Genomic DNA, 11,293 nt, shown 5'->3' with positions numbered 1-11,293 from the left:
CCCCGCCCCACCGACACACACCCCCCCCCCCCCCCCCCCCCCCCCCCCCCCCCCCCCCCCCCCCCCCCCCCCCCCCCCCCCCCCCCCCCCCCCCCCCCCCCCCCCCCCGCGGCCGGTGCGGGGTCACTGCACGGGCCGCCGCCTGGTGAGCAGCCAGCCCGCGACCAGCGCGACGACCACCCAGCCGCCCAGCGTCAGCAGCGAGGCCCCCTCGGCGTCGCCGCGACCGAACCGCAGCACCGCCTGCGCGGGGTCGACGGCGTCGGCGACCGGCATGCTCCAGGCCCGGATGACCTGCATCAGGCCGAGGATCGCCAGGTAGAGGCCGGTCAGCGCCGCGGGGGCGTTCGCCGTCGCCGCGCCCACACCGACGCCGACCAGCGCGAACGCCGTTCCCGCGCCCACCGCGGTCAGCGCCGCCTGGACGGCCCCGTCCCAGGAGACGGCGGGGTCGGCCAGCCCGGCCGCGACCAGCCACGACACCCCCATCGACACCGCCGCCAGGGCAGCGCCGAGCAGCGCCATCGCCACCGTCTTGGCCGCGAGCGCCCGGCTCCGCTGCGGCACCAGCAGGTAGGTGGGCTCCGCGGTCCGGTGCGTCCACTCCCCCGCGGTGCTCAACACCCCCATGGCCAGCAGCAGCAGGCCGGTCATGATGCCCACCACGGCGAACGGGCCGGTCACGTCGGGATAGGCGTCACCGGCCGCCTCCAGCAGGGCCATCCCCGCCGGCCCGGCGAGCACGGCGGCGAGGGCGAGCATCCGCCCCGAGCGGGTGGTCAGGGTCTTGCGCACCTCCAGGCCGACGAGCGTCGGCAGCGAGGCGCGGGTCGGGCGGACGTCCGGCCGCACCGGAACAGCAGTGTCGAGAGTCGTGGTCATGTCAGGGTCTCCTCAGCGCTCAGCGGGGGTGGGGGCAGCTCCGGCGTCGTCCGTGAGCTGGAAGAACAGGTCCTCGAGACCGCGCTGCACCGGGTGCAGGTCGATCAGCGCGACCCCGGCCTCGGCGGCGACGGCGCCGACGGTGGCCGGATCGGCCCCCGTCACGACCAGCACGCCGTCGTCCTGGCGTTCCACGTGGAACTCCCGGGCCTGCAGCGCGTCGGCCAGCCCGCGGGGGTCGACCGACCGCACCGCGGTGCCGCTGTCGCCCAGCAGCGAGCCGACCGGCCCGTCGGCGACGATCCGCCCGCCGCCGATGACCAGCAGGCGGTCGACGGTGTGCTCGACCTCGCCGAGCAGGTGCGAGGAGAGCAGCACCGTGCCGCCGCGCGCCGCATGGCCGCGCAGCAGTCCACGCAGCCAGCGGATGCCGTCCGGGTCCAGCCCGTTGGCCGGCTCGTCGAACACCAGCACCGGCGGAGCGGTGAGCAGCGCTGCCGCGATCCCGAGCCGCTGCCGCATGCCCAGGGAGTAGCCGCCCACCCGGCGCCGGGCGGCGTCGGCGAGCCCGACCAGCTCCAGCACCTCGTCGACCCGACGGGAGTCGACGCCGACGGCGGTGGCGTGCAGCCCGAGGTGCGCCCGGCCGGTGCGGCCGGGGTGCACGGCGGAGGCATCGAGCAGGGTGCCGACGACGGCGCCGGGGTTGGGCAGGTCGGCGTAGCGCCGGCCGTCGATCGTCGCCGCGCCCGCGGTGGCCGGGATCAGCCCGGTCATCATCCGCATCGTGGTGGTCTTCCCGGCGCCGTTCGGGCCGAGGAAGCCGGTCACCGTGCCGGGCTCGAGGGTGAAGGTGACGTCGTCCACGACGGTGCGTCCGCCGTAGCGCTTGGTCAGTCCGCCGACCGTGATCATGGGTGCCTCCGGAGATCGGTGTGTGTTCCCAATCTGCGGCGAACCCCCTGGTCAGCGCGTCGGCCGCAGGCAGCGACCTGGCTGGCCGGACGTCGCGTCCCGGTCATCCGAAAGAGGACGTCACCGCTCGCCGCGCGGGCGACCCGCCGGGCACCGGCCGGGACCTAGGCTCCGGCGCATGAGGCTCCGCGACCGCATCTGGCCGGGCCTCAGCGCGCGCGGGATCGCCCGGGAGGTGCTGCTCGCCGGGCTGGGCGTGGCGCTGACCGGGAGCGGCTTCGGCACCCTGGACCCGTCGACGATGGACCTGGCCGGCATCGCTGTCGCCACCGCGCTGATGGCCCTCACCCTGCTGCTCTTCCGCCGCACGCAGCCCGCGATCCCCTTCGCCGTCTGCGCCGTGTCGGCCGCGCTCGGCTTCTCCCCGACCGCACCGTGGCTGCTGGCCAGCTACGCCGTCGGCCGCTACAGCGGCTCCTGGTGGGTACGCGGGGGCGCCGGGCTCGGTGGCACCATCGCGATCGCGCTGGTCGCGGACCCGGTCACCCTCGGCGGCTGGACGATCGTCGCCGCTGCCACCGGGGCGATCATCGCCCTCCCCGCCGCGCTGGGGACCTGGCAGCGCACCCGGGAGCAGCTGCTGCGCGTGCTGCAGGAGCGGGCCGAGCGGGCCGAGGCCGAGCGGGAGCTGGCCGCCCGCGACGCCGTCCTGTCCGAGCGGACCAGGATCGCCCGGGAGATGCACGACGCCGCCGGGCACCGGGTGAGCCTGATGGTGCTGCAGGCCGGCGCGATCGAGCTCGCCGCGCGTGACGCCGAGCGGGTCGAGCAGCTGGCCGAGCAGGTGCAGACCGCCGGACGGCGGGCACTGGCCGAGCTGCGCCAGATGGTCGGCGTGCTCCGCGCCGGGGACGTCGACGACGATGCGCCGCTGGGCCCGCAGCCGGGGCTGGCGGACCTGCCCCGGCTGGTCGAGCAGGCGCGAGAGGCGGGGATGGAGGTGGCCCTCACCAGCCCGGCCGAACCCGGGGCCGAGGCCCTCGACCCCGCCGTGGGCCGGGCCGCCTACCGGATCGCGCAGGAGGCGCTGACCAACGCCGGCAAGCACGCCCCCGGCGCCCGGGTGCAGCTGACCGTCGAGCGTTCCCCCGAGCGGCTGCACCTGCGCGTGGTCAACAGCGCGCCGACCCGGCTCCCGCAGCCGGTGGACGGTGACGGGTACGGCCTGGTGGGGTTGGGTGAGCGGGTGCGCACCCTCGGCGGCCGGATCACGGCCGAACCCCGGCTGGACGGCGGCTTCGGCATCGACGCGGAGCTGCCGGCATGACCGACGTCCGGGTGCTGCTCGTGGACGACGAGGAGCTGGTGCGCTTCGGCCTGCGCACCGTGCTGGAGTCCTCCGGCGGGTTCGAGGTCGTCGGCGAGGCCGGCGACGGCGACGCGGCGGTGCGGGCGGCCCGGGAGCTGCGGCCGGACGTGGTGCTGATCGACGTCCGGATGCCGGTGCTGGACGGGCTCGCCGCCACCGAGCAGCTCCTGGCGCTGCCCCAGCCGCCGCAGGTCGCCGTCCTCACGATCTTCCACCAGGACGAGTACGTGTACGCCGCGCTCGCCGCCGGCGCGGCGGGCTTCCTGCTCAAGGACACCCCACCCCGGCAGATCGCGGCCGCGGTGCGCGCGGTCGCCGACGGGACGGCGACGCTCTCCCCCGCGGTCACCGCGACGCTCATCGACTCCTACGTGCACCGCCGCACGGCGCCGCGGCGAGCCGAGGCGCTGCGCCGGGTGGCGGCGCTGACCGACCGGGAGCGCGAGGTGCTGGCCCTGCTGAGCCGGGGCGACTCCAACGCCGAGGTCGCCGGGCGGCTGTTCGTCAGCGAGGCGACGGTGAAGACCTACGTCTCCCGGCTGCTCACCAAGCTGGACCTGGCCAACCGCACGCAGGCGGCGATCCTCGCCCACGAGGCCGGACTGCTGGAGGGCTGAGCGGCGGTGGTCAGCCGGTGCCCGGCCGGCGCCGCGCGCCGAGCACCACGAACACCGCGCCCACGATCAGGAACCCGGTGGCGGCGCCCCACTGGCCGGCGCGGTCGGGAACGCCCACGTTCCAGAGTGCGACCTCGGCGCCGATCAGCAGGAAGAGCAGTCCGGACACGGTCCGGTTGCGGTACCAGGCCCCCGTCGATGGGTTCTCCCGGACCGGGCCGCGCATCCCGGAGACGACGAGCAGTCCCCCGGCCGCGACCAGCAGCAGGGCGCCGGCCAGCCGGGCCGCCGTCAGCGCGCCCTCCGCGGCTCCCCAGGCGAGCAGCGCGACGCCCGCGACCGCGAGCCCCACGCCGGTCAGTAGGTGATCGGTGCGTCGGCTCATGCCGGTGAACGGGCTCCGCGCCATCGCGACTGCCCCTCTCTCGTGCAGCGGGACGAGACGAGCCATGTGAGCCTGCCAGCCGGTGACCGCCCCGCGGGGTCCCGACGCGCCCGGCTCACTCGCCGTCCTTGCCCACCAGGGTCCCGCCGGCGACCAGCCCGGCCTCGGGGTGGCGCAGCTCGAGGCCGGGCTCCCCGTGCGTCCCCGGGTCCCGGCGTACGGAGGGGATCAGCAGCGCCGCCAGCGCGCCGAGCACCAGCGCCCCGGCCAGCATCAGGAACCCGGCGGTGTAGCCGCTCTCGGCCGGCAGCCCGGTCGGCCCGGCGTGCGCGGTGACCACCGCGGCCATCACCGCGGCACCGATCGAGCCGCCCACGGTGCGGATGTTGGCGTTCATCCCGCTGGCGACGCCGGTCTGGTGCGGCGGCACGGCCGCCACCACCAGGTTCGACATCGCGGCGAACGCCAGCCCGAACCCGGCGCCGATCACGGTGGAGATCGCGTAGACCTCCCAGCGCTCGCCGTGCACCAGGGCGAAGAGGGCGTAGCCGGCGGCGGTCAGCAGCGTGCCGAGGACGAGCAGGTTCTTCGACCCGAAGCGCAGCGCCAGCCGGCCGGCGGCCAGGCCCAGGACGAACGAGGCCACCGTCTGCGGCAGGTTCATCAGCCCGGACTCGGTGATCGAGGCCCCGAACCCGTAGCCGGCGGTGGTCGGCGTCTGCAGGAACTGCGGCACGAAGGCGAACGCGGCGTACATCCCGAAGCCGACCAGCAGCGCCACCAGGTTGTTGGTCCACACCGCCCGGACCCGCATCATCCGCATGTCCACCAGCGGCTGGGCAGCGCGGTACTCGACGATCCCCCAGACGACGGCGAGCACGGCGGCGAGGGCCAACAGCCCCAGCACGCGGGGGGAGCCCCAGCCCCACGCCGGCGCCCGGCTGACCGGCAGCAGCAAGGCGACCAGCCAGCCGGAGAGCAGCAGCGCCGCGATCCAGTTGATCGATCCGCGCGTGCGCTCCCGCGACTCCGGGACGCCCACCTGCGCGGCGAGCGCGGCGCAGACCAGCGCGATCATCGGCAGCCAGAACAGCCAGGTGGTGTCCAGGGCGGCGACGATCGGGCCGGCCAGCACGAGACCGGCGCCCGCGCCGACGGCGAGCATCGCGGAGATCGTCCCGATCGCGCCCGGCACCCGCGGGGCGGGCAGCTCGTCCCGGATGATGCCGAAGGACAGCGGCAGCATGCCGCCGCCGATCCCCTGGACCACCCGCGCCACGATCATCACCGTCAGGTCCTCGGCCAGCGCGGCGAGCAGGCAGCCGACGGCCAGCGCCACCAGGGTGACGACGAGCATCCGCTTCTTGCCCGCCATGTCGCCCAGCCGCCCCATGATCGGCGTGCAGACCGACGCCGAGAGCAGGTAGGCGGTCATCACCCAGGTGACGTCGGCCTGGGTGGTGTCCAGCTCCCGCTGCAGCGCGGGCAGCACCGGGGTGACCAGCGACTGCAGCAGCGCGAAGGCGACCACACCGGTGGCCAGGACGGCGAAGGTCGCGGTGGGGTGGGCCCGGCGCGCGGGTGCGGCGTGCCTGGGGGTGCCCACCCTCCCAGCGAACCGCGGGCGGCACCGGAGGCGCGCCCCCGCTTCCGCCTGGAGGGTGGGTCCCGCGGTCAGCTCTGGCTGAGCTGCAGGGTCGGGTAGTCGGTGTAGCCCTCCGCGCCGGCGGCGTAGAACAGCGCGGCGTTCGGCTCGTTCTCCGGGTGCTCGCCCTGCCAGCGCTCGACCAGGTCGGGGTTGGCGATCGCGGCCCGGCCGACGGCGACGGCCTCGGCGTGCGCCGCCTCGATGAGGGCGACCGCCTCCGCGCGGGTGGTCACGGTGCCGAACCCGCTGTTGGCGACCAGCGGGCCACCGAAGCGGCGGCGCAGCTCCTGGACCAGGTCACCGGCCGGCTCGGCGTGCAGGATCGACAGGTAGGCCAGGCCCAGCGGCGCCAGCTGGTCGACCAGGGTGCCGTAGGTGGCCAGGACGTCGCCCCGGTCGGTCTCCAGCGCGTCCTGGATGTTGTGCTCGGGCGAGATGCGCAGCCCGACCTTGCCGGCGCCCACGGCCTCGGCGACCGCGGTGACCACCTCGACGACGAAGCGGGCGCGGTTCTCCGGCGTGCCGCCGTAGACGTCGTCGCGCTGGTTGGACGCCGGCGAGAGGAACTCGTGCAGCAGGTAGCCGTTGGCACCGTGCACCTCCACGCCGTCCAGACCGGCGTCGACCGCGCGCCGGGCGGCGGCGACGAAGTCGTCGCGGACCTGGGCGGCCTCCTCGGTGGTGAGGGCGTGCGGCACCGGGTAGGGCTGCTTGCCCTTCTCCGTGTGACCCGCGCCGTCGATGGCGATCGCGCTGGGCGCCTCGACCCGGCGCCCGCCGTTGACGTCGGGGTGGGTGACCCGGCCACCGTGCATCAGCTGCAGGACGATCCGGCCGCCCCGGGCGTGCACCGCCTCCGCGACGCGCGCCCAGCCGGCGGCCTGCTCGTCGGTGACGATGCCGGGCTGGCCGACGAACGCCTGCGACTCGAACCGGGGGTAGGTGCCCTCGGTGATGATCAGGCCGATCGAGGCGCGCTGGGCGTAGTGCTCGACCAGCAGGTCGTTCGGGACGCCGGAGGCGCCGGCGCGCATGCGGGTCAGCGGGGCCATCACGACGCGGTTGGCGAGCTCGAGATCGCCGAGCGTCACGGGGGAGAACAGGTCCATGTCGTGCACAAGGTGGTTGTGCGCGACGGCCATTCCGGTCCGGGACGGACTGCGGCGAGGCTCACTCCCCGTCAGCGGCGCCGCAGCTGCGCAGCCGCGCCGACGAACACCGCGTGCAGCCCGGCGAACAGCACCGGGTGGGCCTGCCCCTCAGCGGTGGAGAACACCTCGTCGGGGATCGCGAGGCTGACGACCGCGTGGTGCACCGCGACGAAGCCCACGGCGATGAGGAACGGCGCCCAGCTCTGGTACAGCGCGATGAGGGCCAGCAGGACGTAGAACCAGATGTGCAGGTCGGTGAGGCCGCCGCCCACGTGCAGCAGGACGTCGGCCCCGATCATCAGCCCGAGGCCGGTGACGCTGGCCCGCACCACCTGGCCGGTGAGCCCCCGCCCGAGTGCCAGGAGCAGCGCCATCACCGCGAGCTGACCCCACAACAGCCAGCCGCCCTCGTCGCGCAGCACCCCGAGGGCGGCCAGCGCCGGCAGGTGCAACGCCAGCACCAGGGAGATCACCCGGTGCCGGGAGGCGAAGCCCGCCTCGTCGAGCCGGACACCGCGCGGCAGGAACGGCACCCGTTCAGCCGTGGTGGGCACCACAGCGGCACGGGCGGACGACGTCGTCATGGCCGGAGCATCGGCAGTCGGTCGTGTGCAATTGAGTCGACCACCCCATGTGGGTCAGGGAGCCAGCACGGCCTGCCGCTCGGCGGCGCCGTTCAGCGCGGCGTAGCGACCGCCGCGGGCGATCAGCTCCTCGTGGGTGCCCTGCTCGACCACTCGGCCCTCCGCGAGCACCGCGATCAGGTCGGCGTCCCGCACGGTGGAGAGCCGGTGCGCGATGGTGATGGTCGTGCGGCCGTGGCTGACCTCGTCCAGCGCCGTCTGCACCGCGCGCTCGGTGGCGTTGTCCAGCGCGCTGGTCGCCTCGTCGAGCACCAGCACCCGCGGGTCGCGCAGCAGCGTACGGGCGATCGCCAGGCGCTGCTTCTCCCCGCCGGAGAACCGGTGCCCGCGGGCGCCGACCACGGTGTCGTAGCCGGCCGGCAGCGCGGCGATGACCTCGTGCACCTGGGCCCGCCGGGCGGCGTCGACCAGCTCGGCGTCGGTGGCGTCGGGCTTGGCGTGCCGCAGGTTCTCGGCGATCGTTCCGTGCAGCAGGTAGGTCTCCTGGGCGACGACGCCGACGGTGCGGGCCAGGTCGGCCAGCGTCACGTCCCGCACGTCGATGCCGTCGATGGTCACCCGGCCGCTGGTCGGGTCGTTGAGCCGCGCCACCAGCGAGGCCAGCGTGCTCTTGCCCGACCCGGTCTCCCCCACCAGCGCCAGCGTCGCGCCGGCCGGCACGGTCAGGTCGACGTCGGTCAGCGCGTCGCGGTGCCCGTCGGCGTAGCGGAAGCCGACGTGCTCGAACCGCACCTCGCCGCGGACGTCGCCCAGCGGCACCGGGTGCGCCGGGTCGTCGATGTCGACCGGCAGGTCCAGGTACTCGAACACCCGGCTGAACAGCGCCATCGAGGCGGTCAGCGAGACGCCGATGTCGAGCAGGCCCATCAGCGGGCGGAACAGCGCGCCCTGCAGCGTGGTGAAGGCGACCAGCGTGCCGATCGTCATCCCGCCGGACGTCGCGGGCAGGCCCGCGGCCAGGTAGATCAGCGCCGGGATGCCGGCGAAGACGATGCTCATCGTGGCCATCCGCCAGCGGCCGGCCAGCTGGGAACGGACCTCCAGGGCGACCAGGTCGTCGGAGGTGGCGGCGAACCGGGCCGACTGCTCGGGCCCGGCGCCGAGGGTCTTGCCCAGCAGCACGCCGCTGACGCTGAGCCCCTCCTCCACCTGGGAGTGCAGGTCGGCGAGGGAGCGCTGCCGCTGTGCGGTGATGGTGCGGCGCATCCGGGCGACCTTGCGGGTGAGCCAGACCGCCGGCGGCAGCACGATCAGCGACAGCAGCGACAGCCGCCAGCTCAGCGCGACCATCGCGATCACCGTGCCGATCACCGTGGTGGCGTTGGCGGCGAAGGACGTGGCGGTGGAGGTGACCACCGACTGCATGCCACCGATGTCGTTGGTCAGCCGCGACTGGACCTCGCCGCCCTTGGTGCGGGTGAAGAAGCCCAGCGACTGGCGCTGCAGGTGGGTGAAGACCGACGTCCGCAGGCCGTGCATGACGTGCTGGCCGACCGTGGTGGACAGCCAGGTCTGCAGCACGCCGAGGACGGCGGTCACCGCCGCGACGCCGATCATGCCGACGACCGCCCAGACCAGCAGTGGGACGTCCTGCGTGGGGATGGCCTCGTCGATGACCAGCCGGATGAGGAACGGCGTGGCCAGCGCGATGGCGGAGCTGGCCACGATGAGCACGACCACGGTGGCGAGCTGCGCGCGGTAGGGGCGGAACAGCCCGGCCACCCGGGACCACCGGACGGGCGAGCGCTCCAGCTGTGCGCGGTCGGCCGGGTCGGGCCGCCCGCCGGGGCGCCCGCCTCCCCGGCCGGGCTGGAAGGTGTCGTCGATGGCGACCACCCCTCTCTCGAAGATCGCTGAGGTTACCTCACGGTGCGGTAACCACGCATCGGCCGGTACTGTTCCGGGCATGCGCGACGGCGGGACGGCGACCCTGGGCGACCTGCTGATGCGGGTCGCGCGCACGCTGCGCCGCCGGTTCACCGCCACCCTGGCGCCCTGGGACCTGTCCCCGCACCAGGCCCGCGCGCTGCGCGTCGTCTGCTCACGGGACGGCGTCCGGCTCTCCGAGCTCGCCGGGGCACTGCGCATCGCCCCCCGCTCGGCGACGGAGGTCGCCGACGGCCTGGCCGAGCGCGGGCTGGTCGAGCGCACCGCCGACCCGCGCGACCGGCGCGCCGTGGTGCTGGTGGCCACCGACGCCGGCCGCACGGTGCAGCGCGAGGTCGACGAGGCGCGGGCCGCCGACTCCACCGAGCTGTTCGGCCGGCTGTCGGCCGAGGACCGGGCGACGCTGGAGCGGATCCTGCGCCAGCTCACCGACTGACCCGTCGCCCCCTGCTGCGCGGAGGTCTCGACCGATCGGTGCCCCGTGCGCCACGATCAGGCGATGACAGAGTCGTCAGCACTGGCAGGCTGGGCGTCCGAGGACTTCACCGACGCCGGCATCACCCACACCCTGTTCTCGCGCGGCTCCGGCCCCGGGGTCGTGCTGCTGCCGGAGGTCCCCGGCGTGACGCCCCCGGTGCTGGGACTGGCCGACCACCTGGTCGAGGCCGGCTTCACCGTCACCGTCGTCTCGCTGCTGGGTGAGCCCGGCCGCCCGCTCTCCCCCGCCTACGCTCTGGGGTCGACGGCGCGGGCCTGCCTCACCCGCGAGTTCCGCATGTTCGGCACGCGCACCGACCGACCGGTGGCCGGCTACGTCCGAGCCGTCGCCCGCCGGCTGCACGACCGCCTCGGCGGACCGGGCGTCGGCGTGGTCGGCGCCGGCTTCAGCGGCGGGTTCGCACTCGCGGCCGCCACCGAGCCGGTGGTGCTCGCACCGGTGGCCAGCCACCCGTCGCTGCCCCTCGGCGTCACGCCCGGACGGCGGGGCGACCTGGGGATGTCCGACGAGGAGCGGGACGCCGTCATCGAACGGGTGCACGGCGACGGGCTGCGCCTGCTGGGCCTCCGGTTCAGCGAGGACAAGATCTGCCCGCCCGACCGCTTCCGCACCCTGCGCGCCGCCTTCGGCGACGGCTGGCTGCCGATCGTGATCAGCTCCCGCGCCGGCAACCCCGCCGGCATCAGCAGAGCTGCGCACCGGGTGCTGACCCACCCCGAGGTCGAGGGACCCGGCCACCCCACCAACGACGTCCGGGCCGACGTGGTCGCGTTCCTCCGCGACCGGCTCACCGGCGCCGGCATCCCCGTGCACGCCGGTGGCGGCCTGCGCAACGCGCTGCTGGACCCACCGGGGCAGCCGCGCGCGGACGCCTGACCTACTCGGGCAGGTAGATGCAGAACGGGTGGCCGGCCGGGTCGAGGTGCACCCGGACGTGCTCCTGCGGCTGGAACGCGGCCGGAGTGGCGCCCAGCGACCGGGCGAACGCGCTGGCCGCGTCCAGGTCGTCGACGGCGATGTCCAGGTGCGCCTGCATCCGCGGGTCGCCGGGACCGGCGGGCCAGACCGGCGGCACGTGCTCGGGCTCCCGCTGGAAGGAGAGCGCCGGGCCACCCGGGCGCAGCGTCGCCCACTCCGGGTCGTCCTCGCCGATCGGCCAGCCCAGCAGCTCGCTGTAGAACCGCGCGAGCCCCTGCGGGTCGGGGGTGTCGAGCACGGTGGCGGTCAACGTCATCCGCGGGCGGTCAGCCATGTACCGACGCTAGCCAGCCGCACCGACGGAACGACAGCCGACGC

12 protein-coding genes are annotated in these 11,293 nt (G+C 75.2%); 4 read left to right on the top strand and 8 right to left on the bottom strand.

Translation table 11 applies throughout. From position 1 onward, the window contains the following. Positions 1-123: 123 nt before the first annotated feature. Both ACI783_RS17500 and ACI783_RS17495 read right to left on the bottom strand, forming a co-directional pair. Positions 124-882, bottom strand: a complete 759-nt coding sequence (locus ACI783_RS17500; RefSeq protein WP_457141628.1) for a hypothetical protein — start codon at positions 880-882, stop codon at positions 124-126. Positions 883-894: 12 nt separating this feature from the next. Continuing rightward, positions 895-1,797 carry an ABC transporter ATP-binding protein gene (locus ACI783_RS17495; protein ID WP_457141627.1) on the bottom strand — a complete coding sequence of 301 codons (903 nt, stop codon included), beginning with the start codon at positions 1,795-1,797 and terminating at the stop codon, positions 895-897. A gap of 178 nt (positions 1,798-1,975) precedes the next feature. On the opposite strand from ACI783_RS17495, the gene ACI783_RS17490 reads away from it, so the two are divergent. After that, entirely contained in the window at positions 1,976-3,124 is a 1,149-nt protein-coding gene (locus ACI783_RS17490; protein ID WP_457141626.1) for a sensor histidine kinase, read from the top strand. Next, positions 3,121-3,783, top strand: coding sequence for a response regulator transcription factor (locus ACI783_RS17485; protein WP_457141625.1), 663 nt, complete (start codon positions 3,121-3,123; stop codon positions 3,781-3,783). The genes ACI783_RS17490 and ACI783_RS17485 overlap by 4 nt, the downstream gene beginning before the upstream one ends. A gap of 10 nt (positions 3,784-3,793) precedes the next feature. Here ACI783_RS17485 and ACI783_RS17480 read toward each other — a convergent pair whose 3' ends face one another. The 5 genes from ACI783_RS17480 to ACI783_RS17460 form a co-directional block, all read right to left on the bottom strand. After that, a complete protein-coding gene (locus ACI783_RS17480; protein ID WP_457141624.1) occupies positions 3,794-4,192 on the bottom strand; it encodes a hypothetical protein in 399 nt (132 codons plus the stop codon). 91 nt (positions 4,193-4,283) lie between these two features. After that, positions 4,284-5,774: an MFS transporter gene (locus ACI783_RS17475; protein WP_457141623.1), complete on the bottom strand. Its 1,491-nt coding sequence runs from the start codon at positions 5,772-5,774 to the stop codon at positions 4,284-4,286. A 68-nt stretch (positions 5,775-5,842) separates the two neighbouring features. Then, a complete protein-coding gene (locus ACI783_RS17470) occupies positions 5,843-6,925 on the bottom strand; it encodes an alkene reductase (protein ID WP_457141622.1) in 1,083 nt (360 codons plus the stop codon). Between the two features lie 71 nt (positions 6,926-6,996). Next, positions 6,997-7,551, bottom strand: a complete 555-nt coding sequence (locus ACI783_RS17465) for a hypothetical protein (RefSeq protein ID WP_457141621.1) — start codon at positions 7,549-7,551, stop codon at positions 6,997-6,999. A gap of 54 nt (positions 7,552-7,605) precedes the next feature. Further along, positions 7,606-9,447: an ABC transporter ATP-binding protein gene (locus tag ACI783_RS17460; RefSeq protein ID WP_457141620.1), complete on the bottom strand. Its 1,842-nt coding sequence runs from the start codon at positions 9,445-9,447 to the stop codon at positions 7,606-7,608. A 70-nt stretch (positions 9,448-9,517) separates the two neighbouring features. Here ACI783_RS17460 and ACI783_RS17455 point away from each other — a divergent pair, with 70 nt between their 5' ends. Together ACI783_RS17455 and ACI783_RS17450 are read left to right on the top strand one after the other, a co-directional pair. Continuing rightward, entirely contained in the window at positions 9,518-9,934 is a 417-nt protein-coding gene (locus ACI783_RS17455) for a MarR family winged helix-turn-helix transcriptional regulator (protein ID WP_457141619.1), read from the top strand. Positions 9,935-9,997: 63 nt separating this feature from the next. Continuing rightward, positions 9,998-10,873 (top strand): dienelactone hydrolase family protein, encoded by an 876-nt coding sequence (locus tag ACI783_RS17450; RefSeq protein WP_457141618.1) that lies wholly within the window; start codon positions 9,998-10,000, stop codon positions 10,871-10,873. 1 nt (position 10,874) lies between these two features. On the opposite strand, the gene ACI783_RS17445 is transcribed toward ACI783_RS17450, so the two are convergent. Further along, positions 10,875-11,249: a VOC family protein gene (locus ACI783_RS17445; protein WP_457141617.1), complete on the bottom strand. Its 375-nt coding sequence runs from the start codon at positions 11,247-11,249 to the stop codon at positions 10,875-10,877. Positions 11,250-11,293: the final 44 nt, after the last annotated feature.

Source organism: Modestobacter sp. SYSU DS0511, assembly GCF_054050755.1.
This window is presented reverse-complemented; position numbering and strand designations above follow the sequence as displayed.